Source organism: Rhodoferax ferrireducens (assembly GCF_003347515.1).
In the GTDB taxonomy this organism is placed as follows: Bacteria; Pseudomonadota; Gammaproteobacteria; order Burkholderiales; family Burkholderiaceae_C; genus Rhodoferax.
This window is the reverse complement of sequence record NZ_QEII01000300.1, coordinates 31345-51809: the sequence shown is the minus strand read 5'-3', so window position 1 is coordinate 51809 and position 20465 is coordinate 31345. Positions and strand designations below refer to the sequence as shown.

Here is a 20465-nt window from a genome sequence, read left to right as displayed (position 1 = left end):
CCAACTCTTTTCTCGTACCGGCCCTGCAGGCCGGTTGTCTTGGCTTCTTCTCACTATTTCACGAACACCCCATGGAGTTCTATACCATTTCACTGCTGAACGGCATCAGCTACGGCTTGCTGCTGTTCATGCTGAGTTCCGGGCTGACGCTGATCTTCAGCATGATGGGCGTTCTCAACTTCGCGCATGCTTCCTTCTACATGGTGGGCGCCTACCTCGCGTACACCGTGACCTCGGTCGTGGGTTTCTGGCCGGCCTTGCTGGTGGCGCCTTTGTTGGTGGGCCTGCTGGGTGCGGCGTTTGAAAAATATTGCCTGCGCCGGGTGCACAAGTTTGGTCACACGCCCGAGCTTCTCATCACCTTTGGCCTGAGTTACATCATTCTCGAAGTGGTGCAGTTGATCTGGGGCCGCGGTTCGGTTGACTACCGGGTGCCGGTGGCACTGGACGGCCCCTTGTTCACCCTCTTTGGCACCCAGTTCCCGATGTACCGTGCCTTCATGATGGGGGTCGCGCTGTTGATGTTGTTGGCCATCTGGCTCTTGCTCACGCGCACGCGGATCGGTCTGGTGATTCAGGCGGCCTTGACACATCCCGAGATGGTGGAAGCGTTGGGGCACAACGTGCCCCGTGTCTTCATGCTGGTGTTTGGCGGTGGCTGTGCGCTGGCGGGTTTGGCGGGCGTCATTGGCGGTAATGCCTACGTCACCGAGCCGAGCATGGCGTTCTCGGTCGGCGGCGTGATTTTCGTGGTGGTCGTAGTCGGCGGCATGGGCTCTCTGGCGGGGGCTTTTCTGGCCTCGCTGCTGATTGGCGTGCTTCAGACCTTTGCGGTGGCGATTGACGCTTCCGTGCTGTCGGCGCTTGAGACGGTGGGTGTGATGCTGACGCCCTCGACCTTTGGCTATGCGCTGCTCAAGCTCAAGCTCAGTCAGGTAGCGCCCATCCTGCCTTATCTGTTTCTGGTGCTGATCCTGATTTTTCGGCCCAAGGGTCTTCTTGGCACGCGGGAGGGCTGATCCATGAGCAAAAGTGTTTGTGAGTTCAAGCCGCTCAACGTCGGACGCTTCCTTGTCTGGACTTTGTTTGCCGTGGTGTTGGCCACGGTGCCCCTGCTCTTTACCAGCAGCTTGAGCCAGACCATGCTCAGCCAAATGGGCATTGCCATCATCGTTTGTCTCAGCTACAACATCCTGCTGGGGCAGGGCGGCATGCTGAGTTTTGGTCACGCGGTCTATTCCGGCATGGGCTCGTTTCTCGCCATTCACACCTTGAACAAGGTGTCTGGCGGGCTGCCCTTGCCGGTGAGTCTGATCCCGATTGTGGGCGGCCTGGCCAGCATGGGGGTCGCCATCCTGCTGGGTTGGGTCACCACCAAGAAGGCGGCGACGCCGTTTGCGATGATCACCCTGGGCATTGGCGAACTGGTGTGGGCCATGTCCCTGATGTTTCCTGAGTTTTTTGGCGGCGAGGGCGGCGTGTCAGGCAACCGTGTGGCCGGCGCCAAGACCTTGGGCATCACTTACGGGCCGCAGATTCAGCTGTATTACCTGATCGCCGTCTACACCTTTGTCTGTACCGCGCTGATGTTTGCGTTCACACGCACCCCTTTGGGACGGATGTTGAATGCGGTGCGTGACAACCCCGAGCGCGTGGAGTTCGTCGGTTATGACACGCAGAAGGTGCGGTATTTTGCCTTCATCGTGGCGGCGTTTTTTGCCGGTATATCGGGCGGACTGGCGGCCTTGAATTTTGAAATTGTCACCTCGGAAGTGGTCAGCGGCTACCGCTCGGGCGCTTACCTGCTGTTCACGTTTCTGGGCGGGGCGACCTTCTTCTTCGGGCCGATCCTTGGCGCCATTCTCATGGTGCTGGCTTTTGTTTTGCTGTCCGAGTTCACGAAGGCCTGGCTGCTGTATCTCGGTTTGGTATTCCTCTTCATGGTGATGTATGCGCCGGGTGGCGTGGCCTCCCTGATCATGATGAACCTGCGGGTAGCGGTGTATGGTTACCTGCGCAAACTCTGGGTCAGCTATCTGGCGCTGGCGTTCACGGCACTCGTGGTGTTGATCGGCGCCGGGGCGATGATCGAGATGGTCTACCACCTGCAACTGAACTCGGCACTCGGGACGGAGCTGACGTTTCTGGGTGCGACGCTGGATTCGAAAGGTCTGAACAGCTGGTTCGGCGCCGTGTTTGTGATGTTGACGGGCGTGGGGCTATTTGAAGTTTGCCGTCGACAGTTTGCCCGGGAGTGGAGTCAGATTCAGGAAAACATTGAAAAAGAAATCAAACGAAGGGAGGCGCTATGAGCAATGCGTCTAGTCAACCCGGCATTGCGCTGGAATTGAAGGACTTGCGCAAGAGCTTTGGCAAGACCGAGATCATTCGCGGCATCAATCTGGCGGTGCCCAAGGGGGAGCGTGTCGGCATCATCGGCCCGAACGGCGCCGGCAAGTCCACCTTGTTCAACCTGATCAGCGGCCGCTTCGAGCCCAGCAGCGGCGACGTGCTGCTCAACGGTCAACGTCTCAACGGCAAAAAACCGTTCGAGATCAACCGCATGGGTTTGAGCCGCAGTTTCCAGATCACCAATATCTTCCCCAAACTCAGTGTGTTCGAGAATTTGCGCTGCGGCGTGTTGTGGAGCCTGGGCTATAAATACACTTTTCTAAAGTTTCTGGCGGACCTGGACGATGCCAATGACCGCGCCACCGAGTTGATGGAAATGGTCAAGCTGGACCGAAAGCGCGACGTGCTGGCCATCAACCTGACCTATGCCGAGCAGCGCGCGCTGGAGATCGGCATCACCATCGCCGGTGGTGCCGGCGTCATCTTGCTGGACGAGCCGACCGCGGGCATGAGCAAGTCGGAAACCAGTCGTTTCATCAAGCTGATCAAAGACGTGACGGTCGGCAAAACGCTTTTGACGGTGGAGCACGACATGGGTGTCGTCTTTGGCCTGGCCGACAAGATCGCCGTCGTGGTGTACGGTGAATTGCTGGCCTACGATGTGCCTGAGGCGGTGCGCGCCAACGCGTGTGTGCAGGAGGCCTACCTGGGTTCTTCAGTGGCTGACTTGCAGGCAGGAGGTCACTGATGATGTTGGAAATAGAAAACCTGCACGCGTATTACGGCAAGAGCCATGTGCTGCATGGCGTTCACTTTGGCGTGCAGAGCGGCGAAATCGTCGCGCTGTTGGGCCGCAATGGCTCGGGCCGCTCGACCACGGCCAAGGCCATCATGGGCTTGGTGGACTGCCATGGCTCCCTGCTCTGGAAAGGGCAGGAGATGCTGGGCAAAAAGACCTTCGAGATTGCGCATTTGGGCATCGGCTATGTGCCCGAAAGTCGCGATATTTTCCCCAACCTGACGGTCGAGCAGAATTTGTACCTGGGCCAGAAAAGCGCCCGCAAAGCCGGGCGCTGGTCGCTGGACGACATGTACCAGATGTTTCCGCGGCTCAAAGAACGCCAGCACACGCAAGCGGGTGTGATGTCGGGCGGTGAGCAGCAGATGCTCACGCTGTGCCGCACCCTCATGGGCGACCCGGACCTCATCATCATCGACGAACCCACCGAGGGACTGGCACCCAAAATTGTCGAACTGGTAGCGCACTACCTGAAGGAACTTAAAAACAGGGGGATCTCCGTGTTGCTGATTGAACAGAAATTGACCATTGCCATGGATATTTCGGACCGCTGCCTGGTCATGGGGCACGGCAGCATTGTGTTCACGGGGAGCCCGACGGAGTTGCGCAATGACAGCTACATCCGCAAGGAATGGCTGGAGGTTTGAACCCCTTGTCCCACCCGTGACAAAACCCGGGTTGAACCATTCAATATAGCTCTTACAATCCAAAAAACGAACGATCGTTCTATTTTTATTTTTTGAGGAATGCAAGCATGACCGCTGAATACAAAGTACAGGGCGACATCGCCGTGATCACCTTGAACAACCCGCCCGTCAACGGTTTGGGCTACGCCACGCGGGTTGGCATCACCGACGGGCTGGCCAAAGCCAATGCCGACGCCGCCGTCAAGGCCATCGTCATCACCGGCGCCGGTAAAGCATTCTCGGGGGGCGCCGACATCAAGGAGTTTGGCAGCCCCAAGGCCCTGCAGGAACCCAATTTGCTGAGCGTGATTCTGGCGGTCGAAAACTCGTCCAAGCCGGTCATTGCCGCCGTTCACACCGTCTGCATGGGCGGCGGGCTGGAGCTCGCACTGGGTTGCCATTACCGCATCGCCGCCCCGGGTTGCAATGTGGCGCTGCCCGAGGTCAAGCTGGGCCTGATTCCGGGTGCCGGTGGCACCCAGCGCTTGCCCCGCGCGCTGGGGGTGGAGCCGGCGCTGAACATGATTGTCAGTGGCGAGCCGGTCAAGAGCGAGATGCTGGCCATGCTGCCGGGTCAGAAGCTGTTCAACAAAATGGCGGCCTCGACTGAGTCCCTGCTGGAGGAGGCCTTGGCCTATGCGGCCGAAGTCGCCGATGCACGGCCCTTGCCGCTGGTGCGCAACCTGCCTTGCAAACACCCCTTGGGCGACGCCTATTTCCAGTTCGCGCGCAACATGGTTAAGGGCATGTCGAAAAACTTCCCTGCTCCCGCCAAATGCGTGGACGCGGTGGAAGCCGCCACCAAGAAGAAGTTTGACGATGGCATGGTGTTCGAGCGCGATCTCTTCATCAACCTGATGTGGACACCGGAGTGCCGCGCCCTGCGCCATATCTTCGTGGCCGACCGTGCAGCATCAAAAATACCTGATGTGCCTTCTGATACTGCGCAACGTGCTATCAATACGGTAGCTGTTATCGGCGCCGGCACCATGGGCGGTGGCATCGCGATGAATTTCCTGAATGCCGGCATTGCGGTCAAGATGCTGGAGATGAAGCAGGACGCGCTGGACCGTGGGCTGGCCACGATCCGCAAGAATTACGAATCGCAGGTCAAGAAGGGCAAGCTCAAGCAGGACAAGTACGAGCAGCGCATGAACCTGCTGAGCACCACGCTGAGCTATGACGATCTGAAGGATGCTGATTTGGTGATTGAGGCCGTGTTTGAAGAGCTCGGCGTGAAAGAAGCCGTGTTCAAGGAACTCGATCGGGTGATGAAACCCGGCGCGATTCTGGCGTCGAACACCTCCACGCTGGACCTGAACAAAATTGCCGCGTTCACGCAACGGCCGCAAGACGTGGTCGGCATGCATTTCTTCAGTCCGGCCAATGTGATGAAGCTGCTGGAAGTGGTGCGCGGCGAGAAAACCGCCAAGGACGTGCTGGCCACGGTGATGGCCGTCGCCAAGAAGATCAAGAAAACGGCCGTGGTCTCGGGCGTGTGCGACGGCTTCATCGGCAATCGCATGATCGAGCAGTACGGTCGTCAGGCCGGCTTTTTGCTGGACGAGGGCTGCACGCCGGCGCAGGTGGACAAAGCCGTCGAGAAGTTTGGTTTTGCGATGGGCCCGTTCCGCATGGGCGATCTGGCCGGCAACGACATTGGCTGGGCCATCCGCAAGCGTCGCTACAGCGAAAAGCCCGACATGAAATACAGCAAGACCGCTGATCTGCTGTGCGAAAAGGGCCGCTTCGGCCAGAAGACCGGCGCCGGCTGGTATGACTATGTGGCCGGCAAACGCGATGCGGTGCCGAATGCCGAAGTCGTGCAGATGATCGAAGCGCACCGCCAATCGCTGGGCATTACGCCGCGCAAGATTTCGGATGACGAGATCGTGCAGCGCTTGGTGTACTCCCTGGTGAATGAAGCGGCGCATATTTTGGAGGAGGGCATTGCCTCCAAGGCCAGCGACATCGACATGGTCTACATCATGGGTTACGGCTTCCCGGTGTACCGCGGTGGCCCGATGAACTACGCCGACCAGGTCGGCTTGTTCAACGTGGTGCAAGCCATGAACCGCTTTGCCCAGAATCCGCTCGACGACGCCAAGTTCTGGCAGCCCGCGCCCCTGCTGGCCCGGCTGGCCGCTGAAGGCAAGACGTTTAACTAAAACTTGGCGGGACAGACCGCAGCGACGCAATGCGAGCCAGCGCTGTCCCCAACACTTGAGAAAGATCACCATGACCTCAGCCGTAATCGTTTCCACCGCCCGCACCCCGCTCGCCAAGAGCTGGAAGGGTTCTTTCAACATGACCCATGGCGCCACGCTCGGTGGCCACGCCGTCGAGCATGCCATTGCCCGCGCTGGCATTGAAGCCGCCGAAGTAGAAGATGTCATCATGGGTTGCGCCAATCCGGAGGGCGCCACCGGCTTTAACATTGCCCGCCAGATCGCCCTGCGCGCGGGCTGCCCGGTCACCGTGTCGGGCATGACGGTCAACCGCTTTTGCTCATCGGGCCTGCAAACCATTGCCATGGCTGCCCAGCGCGTGATTGCCGGCGAAGGTGATATTTTTGTGGCCGGTGGCGTGGAAAGCATCTCCTGCGTTCAGCAGGAAATGAACACCCACATGATCGCCGATCCGTGGCTGGTCAAGAACAAACCCGAGATTTACTGGAACATGCTGCAAACCGCCGAGAACGTGGCCAAGCGCTACAACATCAGCCGCGACGCCATGGACGAGTACGGCGCAGCCAGCCAGCAGCGTGCCACTGCGGCGCTGGCGGCCGGTCTGTTCAATGCAGAAATTGCCCCGATCACGGTCACCATGGGTGTGGCGGACAAGGTGATGGGTCTGACCACTAAGCAAGTCACGGTCAGCCAGGATGAAGGCATTCGCGACGGCACGACCAAGGAAGGCATCAGCGGCTTGCGTTCCGCCGTGCCGGGCGGCCTGATTACGGCGGGCAACGCCAGTCAGTTCTCGGACGGCGGCGGTGCCGTGGTGGTGATGAGCGAGGCCCTGGCCGAGAAAAAAGGCTTGCAGCCGCTGGGCCGCTTTTTGGGCTTTGCCGTGGCCGGTTGCGAGCCGGACGAGATGGGCATTGGCCCGGTGTTTGCCATCCCCAAGGTGCTGGCGCGTCTGGGCCTGAAAGTCAGCGATATCGACTTGTGGGAGCTCAACGAAGCCTTTGCCGTGCAGGTGATTTACTGCCGCGACAAACTGGGTATTCCGAATGATCGCCTCAACGTCAATGGCGGCGCCATCGCTGTCGGCCATCCCTACGGTGTGAGCGGCCAGCGCCTGACCGGCCACGCCCTGATCGAAGGCAAGCGCCGCGGCGCGAAACGCGTCTGCGTCACCATGTGCATTGGCGGCGGCATGGGCGCTGCGGGCATTTTTGAAGTGCTGTAAGCCTCGATCGCTTCAACGAAAATGATGGACAACACGGGCAAGGTCTCCCCCGCAGCCTTTCTTGCCATGGGGCAGGAAGTGCTGGCCTCCCAGCCTTTCAGCGTGCTGATCGGTGCCGAGCTGCACAGCCTGGCGCCGGGGCAGTGCGAGTTGCACGTGCCGGTGAGCGAAAAAATCCGCCAGCAGCATGGCTTTGTGCATGGCGGCGTGGTCAGCTACGCGGCTGACAATGCGCTCACCTATGCGGGCGGCACTGCCTTGGGCGTGCCGGTCGTTACCTCCGAGTTCAAGATCAACTATGTGCGCCCGGCCGTGGGTGAGCGCCTGATCGCACGCGCCCATGCCGTGCATACCGGCAAATCCCAGGCGGTCTGCCGCTGCGATGTGTTTGTCGTCAAGGACGGCAAGGAGAAGCTTTGTGCCGTGGCCCAGGGCACGATCGCCGCCTTGCCACCGGCTTCTGTGGATTCGTAGCGAACCCTTGCAACCGGATTTTCCGGTTGTTGATTCTTTCTGCCCAATCCTGCGAGGCGCCCATGAGTCTGCGTTCTACTGTCGATTTCCTGCTGTACCAGTGGCTCGATGCCGAAGCGCTGAACCAGCGTGCACGCTTTGCTGACCATTCGCGTGAAACCTTTGACGCGGTGCTGGACACCTGTGAACGCATCGCCCGTGAAAAGTACGCGCCCTTCAATCGGCTGGTGGATACACAGGAGCCGCATTTTGATGGCGAGCGCGTCATTCTGCCGCAGGCCACCCATGATGCGCACAAGGCCTATGCCGAATCCGGCATGTTGAGCGCTGCACAAGATTTTGAGATGGGGGGCATGCAGCTGCCGTACACGATTGAGGCGGCGGCCAATTCGTTTTTCGCCTGCGCCTCGGTCAGCATCGGCTCCGGCATGTTGACCACTGGCAACGCTAATTTGCTGATGGTGCACGGCACACCGCTGCAACAAGAGGTGTTTGCCAAGAACGAATTCTCCGGGCGCTTCTCCGGCACCATGTGCCTGAGCGAACCCCAGGCGGGCTCGTCGCTGAGCGATGTGCTGACGCGGGCGGTTCCTGACGGCGACGGGTTTGAGACTGACCCGCTGGGCGCGCGCTATCGCCTCAAGGGCAACAAGATGTGGATCTCGGCCGGCGAACACGAGTTGACCGAGAACATCATTCACCTGGTGCTGGCCAAGATTCCGGGGCCGGACGGCAAGCTGATCGCGGGCACACGTGGCATCTCGCTGTTCATCGTGCCCAAGAAGTTGGTCGACGCTGCCGGTGCGCTCACCGGTGAGCGCAACGATGTGGCTTTGGCCGGTCTGAATCACAAGCTGGGTTGGCGCGGCACCACCAACACCTTGCTGAATTTTGGTGAAGGCAAGTACCCGGTGCTGAGCACGGGTGGCGGTCTTGACGGAAGCGGGGCGGGCGCCGTGGGCTACCTGGTGGGCCAGCCGGGTGAGGGCTTGCGCTGCATGTTCCACATGATGAACGAGGCGCGCATCGGCGTCGGCATTGCGGCCACCATGCTCGGCATGGCCGGCTATTACGCCTCGCTGGACTACGCCAGAAACCGGCCGCAGGGACGACCGGTTGGCACAGGGGGTAAAGACGCGTCGCGGCCGCAGGTGCGCATCATCGAACACGCGGACGTTAAGCGCATGTTGCTGGCGCAAAAGTCCTACTGCGAAGGTGCGCTGGCGCTGGAGTTGTACTGCGCCCGATTGGTCGATGAGCAACACACCGGTGATGCACAAGCGGCTGACAAAGCCCGTCTGTTGCTGGAAGTGCTGACCCCGATTGCCAAGAGCTGGCCCAGCGAATGGTGCCTGGAAGCCAACTCGCTGGCGATCCAGATCCACGGCGGCTATGGCTATACCCGCGACTTCCCAGTCGAGCAGTATTGGCGCGACAACCGCCTGAACATGATTCACGAGGGCACGCACGGCATTCAGGCCATGGACTTGCTGGGCCGCAAGGTGCTGATGGAGAACGGGCGCGGGTTGGCGCTGCTGGCTGAACGCATCGGGGCGACCATCGCGCGGGCGAACGCTGTGCCCGAGTTGTCGGCGCACGCGGATGCGCTCACGCAGGCGCTGCGCCAGGTGCAGGACGCGACTCAAGCTGCGTGGTCCACTGGCACGCCCGGTGATGCCCTGGCCAATGCCGTGCCCTATATGCAGGCCTTTGGCCATACCGTGCTGGCCTGGATTTGGCTGGAAGTAGCGCTGGCGGCCTTGACGATGGACGCTACGCAATCAATAGCTTCTACCGCAGGAAGGATAAGGGCTACAAGCTATTTTTATCGTTACGAATTGCCCAAGATCGGGGCTTGGCTGAACGTGGTGGTAAGTCGTGATCAGACCTGTGCGGAGATGCCTGAAGACGCGTTTTAACCCTCATTCCAGCACCTGCCCCAGTCGCGCCCAGCGCACCCCTTGCGAATCTGAAGAAAACCAGACTTGGCGCGCCCGGCCCAGGATGTCTTGCATGGGGACGGTGCCGAAGCTGCGCGAGTCGATGCTCGCTTGCCGGTTGTCACCCAACACGAACACCTGGCCGTCGGGCACGGTAAGTTGCAGCGTCTTGGCGGGGGCCGTTTGGGCACGGTTCAAGGGCTGGGCCGTCGCAATCTGCGCGACCGGGGTCACGGGCTCGACCCACTGCACCTGCCATTGGCGTTCGCCTATCGCCTCGGTCACGGTGACGGTGCCTGCGCTTGACGGCGTGGCCGAGCGTTGCAGCGTTTGGCCGTTGACCCAGACTTGCTGGTTCTTGAGCTCAATATGGTCCCCGGGCAGGCCAATCACGCGCTTGATGTAGCGCACGCTGCGGTCATTGGGGTAGGCAAAGATGGCGATGTCACCGCGGTGCACGCCTTGTTGGCAGCCGGGGCAGTTGTAGCGCTTGTCAGCCCAGATCATGTCGCCCGCGCGCACACTCGGCTCCATGCTGCTGGAGGGAATGCGAAAAGGCTCCACCTGATGTTGCCGCACATACAGGGTCAGCAGCGGCAAGGCCAGCAAATCGCACAGCACGAAGACCAGGACATAGACACCGCTCAGCTGCCAGGCCTTGGCAGGTGTCTCCACGCGCAGGCGGGCCGTGCGCCAGGCGTCCCACACTGCATAGCCCCAAACGCCGAGGGTGGCGACCAGCCCTAGCAGCAGGGTGGGCAACATCAGGCGCGCGGGCAGGTAGAGCGCGACCAGCGCGATGGCGGGAATGCACAGCAGGGTGAAGCTCAAGAACAGCCAGATGGCCCGGTTCAAGTCGCCGTTGTAGAGCTGGCCAAAGCCGGGCAGCACGAGAGAGGCCAGTGCCGCTAGCAGCGGTTTTCGCGGGGTCATGACGGCGTCGGGCAGAGGGGCTGCCACCGGGGATGATGCAGGGTGCGTGATTTGCATGGTTTCTTCCTTCAATTCAATTTTTTCGATCAGTCAAATAGCTGCGCTGGCGAGCCACAAGCCAAAAACATAGCTGGCGAGTTGGCTCAGTCCCAACACGCTGCTGCCGACCAAACCCAGGGTGGTGGCCAGCCGGCGCAGACGATGCCAGCGCCGGGTTGCTGCCCTGGCCGATGCGCGCACCTGTGGCGCGGCGAACGCGAGCGGCTGGATACGCTGCATCACGCGTTGGGTAAAGTCGGGTGGCGGGCGCAGCAAGTCGTCATGCAAAAGTGCATCCAGGTCGTCATTCATGGCTTGTCTCCGATTCGATGTCTGTTTGCAGTAACTCGCGCAGTCTGTGCCGGGCCCGGTGCAAGCGGGTCTTGATGGCTGCCAGGCTGTTGCCTTCGATGCGCGCGACGTCAGCCAGCCCCAGCTCATGCACATAGACCAGGGCCAGCACGCTGCGATCCGCCATGGGCAATTGGCGCAGGGCAGATTGCAGGCGTGCGTTTTGCTGGGTGCGCTCCATGGCTACGGCTGGGCCGACTTGTTCACAAGCCTGTTCGGGCAGGTCAACATCCTGAATTTCGCGCCGCAGAGGTGCTCTTTGCAGTGCGTTGCAGGCCAGATTGCGGGCGATGGTGAACAGCCAGGTGCCAAACTGTGCACGCGCCGGTTCATAGGTGTGGAGTTGCGTCCAGGCGCGCAAAAAAGTCTCCTGGGCCAGCTCTTCCGCCTGGGCCTGACCCAGCCCCAGGCGGCCTAGAAAACCGAACAGGGGGCGCTGATAAAGGTCCACCAACTCTGCGAAAGCCCGTTGCTCTCCTGCGGCGATGCGGTGCAGAATGGCCTCGACTTTCAATGTCCGTTCCTCAAGAGTCTTTTCATTTCCCCAAGCTTTCCAGGTGCAGACGGAAGTGTCTGTTCGTTATACCGGTCGGGCCGGGAAAAGGTTACATCAAGGGCAGTCAATTGCTCTTGTCCGCGAAGGGCCGCAGCCGCAGACCATCGGACTCAGATTCAAGCGCGCACTATCGCCAGTGAGACAGCCGCCGCAAGGCGAAACCCGTAAATTCCTGCAAAATGGATTTTTTGCAGGAGACAACATGGCCCGTACCATCCAACAACTTTTTGATCTCACCGGCAAGACAGCCCTGGTGACCGGCGGCTCGCGTGGCTTGGGCCTGCAGATGGCGCACGCCCTGGGCGAAGCCGGCGCCAAAGTGATGATCAGTTCGCGCAAAGCCGAAGACCTGGAAGTGGCCGTCGCCGAACTGCAGGCCGCCGGCATTGACGCGCGCTGGATCGCCGCCGACTGCGCCAAGGACGCCGAGATTCACCGCTTGGCTGACGAGACCCTGCAGCGCATGGGCGATGTGGACATTCTGGTCAACAACGCAGGCGCCGCCTGGGGCGCTCCGGCGGAAGACCACCCGATTGACGCGTGGGACAAGGTGATGAACCTCAATGTGCGTGGCTACTTTTTACTCAGCCAGGTCATTGCCAAAAAGAGCATGATCGCGCGCCGCTCGGGCCGCATCATCAACATCGCGTCCATCGCCGGTCTGGGGGGCAACCCCGAAGGCATGAACACCATTGCCTACAACACGTCCAAGGGCGCGGTCATCAATTTCACCCGTTCCCTGGGTGCGGAATGGGGCAAGTACAACATCACCGTCAACGCCATCTGCCCTGGCTTTTTCCCGAGCAAGATGACCATGGGCACGCTGGCGGCCATGGGCGAGGAAAAGCTGGCCGCACACGCACCGCTCAAACGGCTGGGCGATGACGAGGACCTGAAAGGCCTGTGTGTGCTGTACGCGTCCGACGCCGGTAAACACATCACCGGTCAATGGCTGGCGGTGGACGGTGGTGTGAGCGTGGTGACCGGTGGTTGACTTGAATAGGGGCAACGACAAGGATATGAACAAAGATGTGGATGCCGTGGTGAATGAGGCGCTGAGTTTTGGTGTGGCCATTCCCTTTGTCGATCATCTGGGCTTTGAGCTCAAGCGCTTTGATAGCGGATTCTCGGAGTTGGTTTTTGATCCCAAGCCCGAACACCTCAATTCGTTTGACGTGACGCATGGCGGTGCCCTCATGACGCTGCTGGACGTGACCATGGCGGTGGCAGCGCGCAGCGTGCAAAAAGACATGGGCGCGGTCACCATCGAGATGAAAACCAGTTTTATGCAACCGGCGCGCGGCAAGCTGACGGGCAAAGGACACTTGATGCACCGCACGGCGACTATGGCCTTTACCGAGGGCACGGTTTTTGACGAAGCCGGGCGCGCTTGTGCCCACGCCACCGGCACCTTCAAGTTTGTCAAGCGCCTGGCCACCGGACCGAAAAGCGTCAACGGGCTGAATGCCATACCCACCGACTGAGTAATTTATAAAAAATATGTCTCTAGCCCTTATGCAATAAGCGCAAGAATCTATTAATTTAGTAGCAAATTAACAACATTCTCCAGGAGATAAGTCATGCCCCAAAACAAGCAAATCCAACTCGACAACCGCCCCGACGGCGAGGCCGTTGTCGGCAATTTCAAGCTGCTCATCAGCGACACGCCCGCGCTGCGGGACGGGCAGGTGCTGGTACGCCACCACTTCCTGAGCCTGGACCCCTATATGCGCGGCCGCATGAACGACTCCAAAAGCTATGCCGTGCCCCAGGAGCTGGGCCAGACCATGGGCGGCGGTACCGTCGGTGAAGTGCTGGAGTCGAAAAATGCCAAATTCGCGGCGGGCGACAAGGTGGTCGGCATGGGCGGCTGGCAAGAGTACAGCGTGGTCGACGCCGACCAGCCCGGCGCCCTGCGCAAGGTTGACACCACGCACATTCCGCTGAGCGCCTACCTGGGTGCGGTGGGCATGCCCGGCGTCACCGCCTGGTATGGCCTGGTGAAAATCATCGAGCCCAAAGCCGGCGAAACCATGGTGGTGAGTGCCGCCACAGGGGCGGTCGGCAGCGCCTTCGCGGCTTTGTCGAAAGCTCGCGGCTGCCGCACCGTCGGCATTGCCGGCGGCCCCGACAAATGCAAGTACGCGGTGGACGAACTGGGCTTTGATGCCTGCATCGACTACAAGTTGCACAAGGACGCGGCCTCGCTGTCCAAGGCACTCAAGGAAGCCTGCCCGAAGGGGATCGACGGTTATTTCGAAAACGTGGGCGGCATGGTGCTGGATGCCGTGTTGACCCGCATGAACGCTTTTGGCCGCATCGCGCTGTGCGGCATGATCGCTGGCTACGACGGCACGCCCATGCCGCTGACCTATCCGGCCTTGCTTCTGGTCAACCGCCTCAAGGTGCAGGGCTTTATCGTTAGCGAACACATGGAGGTCTGGCCCGAAGCGCTCAAGGAACTGGGCACGCTGGTGGCGACGGGGAAACTCAAGCCGCGCGAGTCCATTGCACAGGGCATCGAAGCCGCGCCGGAAGCTTTTCTGGGCTTGCTCAAAGGCAAGAACTTTGGCAAGCAACTGGTCAAGCTGATCTGAGACCTGACGGGACGGACCATGACCGACATCATTCTTCACCACTACCCCCTCTCGCCGTTTGCAGAAAAAATCCGGATGGTGCTGGGCTACAAAAAGCTGGCCTGGAAGTCGGTCATCATCCCGTCCATCATGCCCAAGCCGGATGTGCTGGCGCTCACCGGCGGCTACCGCAAGACGCCGGTCCTGCAGATCGGCTCGGACGTGTATTGCGACAGCGCGCTGATCTGTGACGTGCTGGAACATCTGCAACCGGAGCCCACGCTCTATCCCGCGCAACACAAAGGCCTGGCGCGGGTGATGGCGCAGTGGGCCGACACCACGCTGTTCTGGGCTGCCATGGCTTACACCCTGCAACCCAAAGGCGCGGCGACCCTGTTCGAGGGGGCACCACCCGAGGTCGCCCAGGCCTTTGGCGCCGACCGTGGCGCCATGTCGGCCGGTATGACGCGCTTGCGTCCGGCGGATGCCACCGCTGCCTACAAGTCGTATCTGCGCCGCATCGCCAACATGCTCGAAGGCCAGGATTATTTGACGGGCAGCGCGCCTTGCGTGGCCGATTTTGCGACCTACCATCCCCTGTGGTTCTCACGCCATCGCGTGCCGGTCATGGCCGGCATTCTGGACGCCACGCCCACTGTGCTGGCCTGGATGGATCGCATGGCGGCACTGGGACACGGGCAGATGGAAAAATTATCTGCTTCAGAATCGATAGCTGTCTGCGCACGTTCTACGGGGGCTACAGCCCTGAATGACACTATTTTTCAGGACGAGCATGGCATTGCGCTGGGCAGTCGTGTCACGGTGGCTGCCGAGACTTTTGGCCAAGAACCCACTGAAGGCGTATTGCTGGCAGCCACCCGAACCCACTACACCTTGCGTCGCGTGGACGAGCGGGCGGGCACGGTGCAGGTGCACTTTCCCCGCATCGGCTACGTTTTGAAAAAGGCCGAATCATGATCACGAATTTCAAAGGGAAAACGGCCGTCTTGACAGGCGCCGGTTCGGGCTTTGGCCTGGAATGCGCACGCGTTGGCGCCAGACTGGGCATGAATCTGGTCCTGGCCGACGTCCAGCAAGATGCGCTCGACAAGGCAGCGCACGAGATGCAAGCCGCTGGCGTACAGGTGCTGGCCGTCCGGCTGGATGTGTCCAAGGCCAGCGAGGTGGAGGCCTTGGGCGTGGCGGTGCAACAGCGCTTTGGCGCGCCGCACTTCGTCTTCAATAACGCCGGTGTGGGCGCCGGGGGCCTGATCTGGGAGAACACCGCCCAGGACTGGGAATGGGTCATCGGCGTCAACCTGATGGGCGTCGCGCACGGCGTGCGGGTCTTCACGCCCATGATGCTCGATGCCGCCAAAAATGACCCCGCTTACCTGGGCCACATCGTCAATACGGCCAGCATGGCCGGCCTGCTCAATGCCCCCAACATGGGCATTTACAACGCCAGCAAACACGCGGTGGTGAGCATGAGCGAGACTTTGTACCAGGACCTGGCGCTGGTCACGGATCAGATCGGCGCTTCGGTGTTGTGCCCGTTTTTTGTGCCGACCGGCATCAGCCAGAGTCATCGCAATCGCCCGGCGGAGGCGGCGCCGGTCAAGCTCACCAACAGTCAGCTCATCGGCCAGGCCATGAGTGACAAGGCGGTGGGTTCGGGTAAGGTGAGTGCCGCGGATGTGGCTCAAATGGTGTTCGATGCGGTGGTCGCCAACCAGTTCTATATCTACAGCCATCCCAAAGCCATCGGCTCGGTGCAGACCCGGCTGGAAGACATCATGCTGGCGCGCAATCCGACCGATCCATTCAGCCACAAACCGGAATTGGGCGTGGCCTTGAAGCGGGCACTCAGGGTAGGTTAGCTATAGCAGGTACGCCTGATTGCGCACTAACTGAAGCAGGCTTTTTTGCGCCATGGGCTTGTGGTACAGGTAGCCTTGCATTGTGTTGCAGCCGGAATTTTCCAGATAACGTTCCTGAACCGGGGTTTCAACCCCTTCCGCGACGAGGTTCAGACCGAGACCTCTTGCGATGGAGATGATGGCCAGCACCACCGGACATTGCGAACTGCCATCCTTGATCTCCATGACAAATGAGCGATCGATCTTGATGGTGTTGATCGGGAATCGATGCAAATACGACAAGGAAGAGTAGCCTGTTCCAAAGTCGTCAATCGCGACACTAACCCCGAGCTGACAAAGCTTGTTGAGCTGTTCAATGGCCGTCTGCGGGTTATGAATGCAGATGTTTTCGGTCACCTCTACTTCAATCTGGGACGGTTCGATGTTGTGGCGATCCAGCGCACTCCTGAGCTTCTCAAAGAAGTCGCCCCGGTCCAAATACTGCGGAGACAGATTCAGTGACAACCGCACGGACTTGCCCCCAGCCGCATTCCAGGCCCGCAGGTCAAGGCAAATGGCCTCCAGCATCCAGTCGGTGATGGGAATAATCAAACCATTTTCTTCGGCAAATGGCAAAAAATCTCCCGCGCTGAGGAATCCGCGCTCAGGATGGTTCCAGCGCATCAGGGCTTCAGCCCCGACTATTTTTCGCGTCTTAACGTCCACTTGGGGCTGGTAGTACATCTCCAGTTCGCCCAGTTCCAGTGCCGTTCGCAAACTCTGCTCAAGCGCGATCTTCTGGTATGACGCATCCAGCATGGACCGGTCAAAAAAGGCGTGGCCGTTCTTGCCCTCTGCCTTCATGTGGTACATCGCGATATCGGAGTTCCTGATCAGCTCTTCTATCGATTCACCGTCGACTGGATAAATGGCGATGCCGATACTGGCCGAGATGTGGACCGATTGCCCCGCGAGCTGGAACGGCAGGCGCAAACACTCCAGCACCTTTTCTGAAATCACCACAGCATCCTGTCGATCGTTCAACTCCGGCAACACAGCCGTAAACTCATCCCCCCCCAGTCGTGCCAGCGTGTCGCAACTGCGCAGGCAAGCTTTGAGGCGTATGGCGGTCTGTTGCAGCAACTCGTCGCCTATGGCGTGACCGAGTGTGTCATTCACCAGCTTGAAGCGGTCAAGATCAATAAACAGCAGGGCCAAATTGGAGTTGTTGCGCTTGGCCTGCAGCAAGGCCAAGCCCAAGCGGTCTTTGAACAGCACCCGATTGGGCAGGTCCGTCAGGATGTCGTGATAAGCCTGATAGGTGATCAGTTCGTCAGCCTTTTTGCGATCGGTAATGTCACGGGCAATGCCGTAAGTGCCAAATAGTTCCCGCCGGCTCGAATCAGGGACCTGGAACTTCTCGTTGGCACCCAACGAAATCATCATCAACTCATTATTGAAAGTGCGTGCTTCCCCGTCAGAATGGCGAGACTTGAGCCGCAACTCGACATTGCGAGACAGGCGATAGTCGCCGCGCTTTTCATTGAAGACGTAATTTGCCCGCGTCACGTCTTCTTCGTGAACGAGCACAGAATAATGCTCGCCAATGAGCTCGTCGCGACTAAAACTCAACAGCTGCTGCACCCGGTCGTTGATGAACGTAAAGCGGCCTTCATGATCGAGCGTGTAGATGATGTCGGGTGAACTGTCGACCAGGTAGCGGTATTTTCTTTCCGAGCTTTCGAGTTGCCAGGCGATATGTCGATTTTCTGCCTGCAAGCGGCGCTGCTTCAACGCGTTGTCAACCGTCTTAATCAGTTCCTCCGGCGAATAGGGCTTGCGCAGGTAGTCGTAAGCCCCGCGCTTGAGCGCACCAATCGCCGCCTCGATTCCCCGGTCGCCGCTGGTCACAATCATGTTGGCACCCGCGTGCTGGGTGTTCATGAAATCCATGATCTCGTGACCGCTGATATCTGGCATTCGCAAGTCCAGAATCACCAAGTCGAATGGGCCTTCACTGAGATACTGGATCGCTTCACTGCCGCTGGCGGCCGTCGTGAGAATATATCCGCGACCCTTGAGCAATTCGCTCAGGCTGCTGAGCATTCTTGGTTCGTCGTCAACCAGAAGCACCTGCGCGGGTGCCTCTCCCGAAAAAGAGCTGGGCGAATCGCAATCCGCGAAACTGAAAGTTGATGGAATCAAACTGCTTCCAGCCATGACATCCACTTCAGGTCTCATGCCGCATCCTTGATTAACACCGGAGCGACGCTCTGAGCGACCGCGCTGCGGGCTGGCAACAGGATTTCAAACACCGTCCCGGTGTTGGCGCTGCGGCAACTGATCAGTCCATTGAGCCTTTTGACCAAGCCGTGAACAATATTCAGACCAATCCCGCGATTCGCGCCCACCTTGGAACTGCGAACCGGAGAAAACAGCTTGGCCAGCACCTCGGCCGGCAGGCCAGGCCCGGTATCCTTAATACACAATTCGAAATACGCACGTCCGTCGAGATGGATCCGCCCGTTGTTGATCTCAATCTGACCGCCCTTGGGCAAGGCCTCGACGGCATTTTTGATCAAATTCACCAGAATTTGTTTGAGGACGTCAGCCGACCCGTCGATCTCGGAGGCTTGGTCCGGCATGCGCGCGATGATCTGTACCGAGGGCGGCAAGAACTTGCTCTCGCGAAACAATCGCACCAGATCATTGACGACACGGTTGATCTCCGTAACGCCGTGCTGAATTTTCGGGGCGACTCCGGCAAACTCGTTCATGATGTTGCCCACCCGGTCAAGCTCTTCATTGAGTATCAGCAACTCATCCGCCACGGGCTCTTGTCGGGTTAATTTTCCGTCAAGTACGCCGATGTAGTTCTTGATGATTGCCAGCGGGTTGTTGACCTCGTGCACCATTCTGCGAGAGCTTTCGCTATACGCTTCCTTCAAACTGGCAATACGCCGATCCATTTCAGCGCGATCGCCGCCCATTGCTTCAAGCGCAGTGGCCGCCTGTGCGCCAAAGGATTGCAGAAAGCTTTCACGGCGTTTCAAATCTGCGAGCCGCCATGCCGCAACGCCGCACACCATCATCCCCAAGCACCGTGCCCCGGTTGCAATGGGCACACAAACCAGATACTCGGCGTCAAAAATACGAAGCAATTGTTCTTCGGGAAGGGTCAGCATGGAGCGATCGTGGCCCAGAAAAGCCACGCGCTTTTGCCGTACGGATTCTGCAATCCCTCCATTGCCAGACAGCGCGATGGAGAACTCGGCCAGACGTTGCCGTTGCTCGCCCACTGAGACGCCAACGATGGCCTGGCCACTCCCATTGATCAACAGAATAGCGGAATCGTCCAGATTAAAAAGGATGCGTGCGTTTTGCCGAACGACGTCGAGAAGCTGGGCATCACCCTTTTGGCGGGCAAATGACTGACCCAGCTCGGCCGACAGCGCCATGTTGCGAACTTCCTCGGCCAGTCGTTCCTGAACCGGATCCACCACCTGCGCTGCGGGTGAGCGGGCTGGCGGTGTCACCAGGTCATCAACGCCTGAGAGATCAATGCCCAAGTATTCCGCCGCCTTCTTCACTTGCGCCGCCGCGCCTTGGGCAATAGTCAGCAGGTCATCCATCTCAAGGGCGCAAAGAGCGCCCGCATTCGCAGAAAGGGGAAGCTCTGGCTCATGGCAGCTCAGCACATGCGCAAGATGGATGATGCGAATCAGGGGGTGGGCAGCTTCCAGGCGGGTCGTGGACTCGTGGTGATAGAGAATGCTGTCAGCCATGAACGAGTCAAGGTTCCAGCGTTCGATCAACCAGGCGCCAGCGTCAGCGTGAGAAATCTGGAGAGTACGCAACTCAACGGCGCAAAGGTTTTCATTGTCCTGCGCCAGAAAATAAACACCGTATTCATTGGGTGCCGCGGCCAGCAAGGCCAAGCGCCCCACATCATGCAGCAGACCGGCAAGATAGGCCTCTTCGGCTTGGGGGTAGCCCGTTTTCTTGGCAATCTCGCGCGCCATGACGGCGGTGGTCAAAGAGTGCTTCCAGAATCTGCGCAGATCCGTGCTGCCGGAGTGGGGGAATCCGTTGAAGGTCTGAAACACGCACTCGCTGATGACCAGGGTCTTGATCATGTCAGCGCCCAGGACACTCAGTGCCTGGACCAGACCCACCTTTCGACCGCCGCGGTGGTAAGCGGCGCTATTGGCAACGGTCAAGACCTTGGTGGTCATGCCCGCATCGTTGGCGATCAGTTTGGCAAGTTCAGCCATGCCCGCCTCGTCGGCCTGACACAGTTCGATCAACTTGAGGAGAATCTGCGGCATCGAAGGCAACCGTGCCACCAGCAGGCGATTGCGGATATCCTGATTATTTTGGGACATTTTTACGGATGCTATTGCCAATAAATTGCCAGACAGTAAACGCGTAACGGAGACCAGAAACAACAAGTTCAGCGCATTTTTTTAACTGGACTTGACACCGA

18 protein-coding genes are annotated in these 20465 nt (G+C 59.5%); 13 read left to right on the top strand and 5 right to left on the bottom strand.

Annotation, left to right across the window (positions count from 1 at the left end):
* Positions 1-71: 71 nt before the first annotated feature.
* From C5P05_RS22730 to C5P05_RS22695, 8 genes are all read left to right on the top strand, one after another.
* Complete coding sequence (locus C5P05_RS22730) at positions 72-1019, top strand: branched-chain amino acid ABC transporter permease (RefSeq protein WP_114972134.1); 948 nt, start codon at positions 72-74, stop codon at positions 1017-1019.
* A 3-nt stretch (positions 1020-1022) separates the two neighbouring features.
* Entirely contained in the window at positions 1023-2312 is a 1290-nt protein-coding gene (locus C5P05_RS22725; protein WP_114972133.1) for a branched-chain amino acid ABC transporter permease, read from the top strand.
* A complete protein-coding gene (locus C5P05_RS22720) occupies positions 2309-3100 on the top strand; it encodes an ABC transporter ATP-binding protein (protein ID WP_114972132.1) in 792 nt (263 codons plus the stop codon). The genes C5P05_RS22725 and C5P05_RS22720 overlap by 4 nt, the downstream gene beginning before the upstream one ends.
* Before the next feature lie 2 nt (positions 3101-3102).
* Complete coding sequence (locus C5P05_RS22715) at positions 3103-3798, top strand: ABC transporter ATP-binding protein (protein WP_114972202.1); 696 nt, start codon at positions 3103-3105, stop codon at positions 3796-3798.
* Positions 3799-3905: 107 nt separating this feature from the next.
* Positions 3906-6005: a 3-hydroxyacyl-CoA dehydrogenase NAD-binding domain-containing protein gene (locus C5P05_RS22710; protein ID WP_114972131.1), complete on the top strand. Its 2100-nt coding sequence runs from the start codon at positions 3906-3908 to the stop codon at positions 6003-6005.
* Positions 6006-6075: 70 nt separating this feature from the next.
* A complete protein-coding gene (locus tag C5P05_RS22705; protein ID WP_114972130.1) occupies positions 6076-7251 on the top strand; it encodes an acetyl-CoA C-acyltransferase in 1176 nt (391 codons plus the stop codon).
* 24 nt (positions 7252-7275) lie between these two features.
* Positions 7276-7725 (top strand): PaaI family thioesterase, encoded by a 450-nt coding sequence (locus C5P05_RS22700; protein WP_114972201.1) that lies wholly within the window; start codon positions 7276-7278, stop codon positions 7723-7725.
* A gap of 62 nt (positions 7726-7787) precedes the next feature.
* Positions 7788-9644 (top strand): acyl-CoA dehydrogenase, encoded by a 1857-nt coding sequence (locus C5P05_RS22695; protein WP_114972129.1) that lies wholly within the window; start codon positions 7788-7790, stop codon positions 9642-9644.
* Positions 9645-9647: 3 nt separating this feature from the next.
* Here the strand turns inward: C5P05_RS22695 and lepB are convergent, their stop codons facing one another.
* From lepB to C5P05_RS22680, 3 genes are read right to left on the bottom strand one after another with little or no spacing between them, the layout of a single operon-like run.
* The gene (lepB, locus tag C5P05_RS22690; protein ID WP_198674833.1) at positions 9648-10655 is read right to left on the bottom strand and encodes a signal peptidase I; all 1008 of its coding nucleotides are present in this window, start codon (positions 10653-10655) and stop codon (positions 9648-9650) included.
* A gap of 33 nt (positions 10656-10688) precedes the next feature.
* Positions 10689-10949 (bottom strand): hypothetical protein, encoded by a 261-nt coding sequence (locus C5P05_RS22685; RefSeq protein WP_114972128.1) that lies wholly within the window; start codon positions 10947-10949, stop codon positions 10689-10691.
* Positions 10942-11502, bottom strand: a complete 561-nt coding sequence (locus C5P05_RS22680; protein WP_114972127.1) for an RNA polymerase sigma factor — start codon at positions 11500-11502, stop codon at positions 10942-10944. The genes C5P05_RS22685 and C5P05_RS22680 overlap by 8 nt, the downstream gene beginning before the upstream one ends.
* Before the next feature lie 244 nt (positions 11503-11746).
* Between C5P05_RS22680 and C5P05_RS22675 the strand changes: the two genes are divergently transcribed.
* From C5P05_RS22675 to C5P05_RS22655, 5 genes are all read left to right on the top strand, one after another.
* Entirely contained in the window at positions 11747-12538 is a 792-nt protein-coding gene (locus C5P05_RS22675; RefSeq protein ID WP_114972126.1) for an SDR family oxidoreductase, read from the top strand.
* 25 nt (positions 12539-12563) lie between these two features.
* Complete coding sequence (locus C5P05_RS22670) at positions 12564-13028, top strand: PaaI family thioesterase (protein ID WP_114972125.1); 465 nt, start codon at positions 12564-12566, stop codon at positions 13026-13028.
* Positions 13029-13124: 96 nt separating this feature from the next.
* Entirely contained in the window at positions 13125-14141 is a 1017-nt protein-coding gene (locus tag C5P05_RS22665; RefSeq protein WP_114972124.1) for an NADP-dependent oxidoreductase, read from the top strand.
* A gap of 18 nt (positions 14142-14159) precedes the next feature.
* Positions 14160-15098 carry a glutathione S-transferase family protein gene (locus tag C5P05_RS22660; RefSeq protein ID WP_114972123.1) on the top strand — a complete coding sequence of 313 codons (939 nt, stop codon included), beginning with the start codon at positions 14160-14162 and terminating at the stop codon, positions 15096-15098.
* Complete coding sequence (locus tag C5P05_RS22655) at positions 15095-16000, top strand: SDR family oxidoreductase (RefSeq protein ID WP_114972122.1); 906 nt, start codon at positions 15095-15097, stop codon at positions 15998-16000. The genes C5P05_RS22660 and C5P05_RS22655 overlap by 4 nt, the downstream gene beginning before the upstream one ends.
* Here the strand turns inward: C5P05_RS22655 and C5P05_RS22650 are convergent, their stop codons facing one another.
* Together C5P05_RS22650 and C5P05_RS22645 are read right to left on the bottom strand one after the other, a co-directional pair.
* Entirely contained in the window at positions 16001-18220 is a 2220-nt protein-coding gene (locus C5P05_RS22650) for an EAL domain-containing protein (protein WP_114972121.1), read from the bottom strand.
* Positions 18217-20364, bottom strand: a complete 2148-nt coding sequence (locus tag C5P05_RS22645) for an HDOD domain-containing protein (RefSeq protein ID WP_114972120.1) — start codon at positions 20362-20364, stop codon at positions 18217-18219. Before C5P05_RS22645 ends, C5P05_RS22650 begins: the two co-directional genes overlap by 4 nt.
* Positions 20365-20465: the final 101 nt, after the last annotated feature.

What these genes read in the sequence shown, in the direction of transcription:
- C5P05_RS22730 (WP_114972134.1), top strand. Translation starts at nt 72, where the DNA reads ATGGAGTTCTATACCATTTCACTGCTGAACGGCATCAGCTACGGCTTG.
- C5P05_RS22725 (WP_114972133.1), top strand. Translation starts at nt 1,023, where the DNA reads ATGAGCAAAAGTGTTTGTGAGTTCAAGCCGCTCAACGTCGGACGCTTC.
- C5P05_RS22720 (WP_114972132.1), top strand. Translation starts at nt 2,309, where the DNA reads ATGAGCAATGCGTCTAGTCAACCCGGCATTGCGCTGGAATTGAAGGAC.
- C5P05_RS22715 (WP_114972202.1), top strand. Translation starts at nt 3,103, where the DNA reads ATGTTGGAAATAGAAAACCTGCACGCGTATTACGGCAAGAGCCATGTG.
- C5P05_RS22710 (WP_114972131.1), top strand. Translation starts at nt 3,906, where the DNA reads ATGACCGCTGAATACAAAGTACAGGGCGACATCGCCGTGATCACCTTG.
- C5P05_RS22705 (WP_114972130.1), top strand. Translation starts at nt 6,076, where the DNA reads ATGACCTCAGCCGTAATCGTTTCCACCGCCCGCACCCCGCTCGCCAAG.
- C5P05_RS22700 (WP_114972201.1), top strand. Translation starts at nt 7,276, where the DNA reads ATGGACAACACGGGCAAGGTCTCCCCCGCAGCCTTTCTTGCCATGGGG.
- C5P05_RS22695 (WP_114972129.1), top strand. Translation starts at nt 7,788, where the DNA reads ATGAGTCTGCGTTCTACTGTCGATTTCCTGCTGTACCAGTGGCTCGAT.
- lepB (WP_198674833.1), bottom strand. Translation starts at nt 10,655, where the DNA reads ATGCAAATCACGCACCCTGCATCATCCCCGGTGGCAGCCCCTCTGCCC.
- C5P05_RS22685 (WP_114972128.1), bottom strand. Translation starts at nt 10,949, where the DNA reads ATGAATGACGACCTGGATGCACTTTTGCATGACGACTTGCTGCGCCCG.
- C5P05_RS22675 (WP_114972126.1), top strand. Translation starts at nt 11,747, where the DNA reads ATGGCCCGTACCATCCAACAACTTTTTGATCTCACCGGCAAGACAGCC.
- C5P05_RS22670 (WP_114972125.1), top strand. Translation starts at nt 12,564, where the DNA reads ATGAACAAAGATGTGGATGCCGTGGTGAATGAGGCGCTGAGTTTTGGT.
- C5P05_RS22665 (WP_114972124.1), top strand. Translation starts at nt 13,125, where the DNA reads ATGCCCCAAAACAAGCAAATCCAACTCGACAACCGCCCCGACGGCGAG.
- C5P05_RS22660 (WP_114972123.1), top strand. Translation starts at nt 14,160, where the DNA reads ATGACCGACATCATTCTTCACCACTACCCCCTCTCGCCGTTTGCAGAA.
- C5P05_RS22655 (WP_114972122.1), top strand. Translation starts at nt 15,095, where the DNA reads ATGATCACGAATTTCAAAGGGAAAACGGCCGTCTTGACAGGCGCCGGT.
- C5P05_RS22650 (WP_114972121.1), bottom strand. Translation starts at nt 18,220, where the DNA reads ATGAGACCTGAAGTGGATGTCATGGCTGGAAGCAGTTTGATTCCATCA.
- C5P05_RS22645 (WP_114972120.1), bottom strand. Translation starts at nt 20,364, where the DNA reads ATGTCCCAAAATAATCAGGATATCCGCAATCGCCTGCTGGTGGCACGG.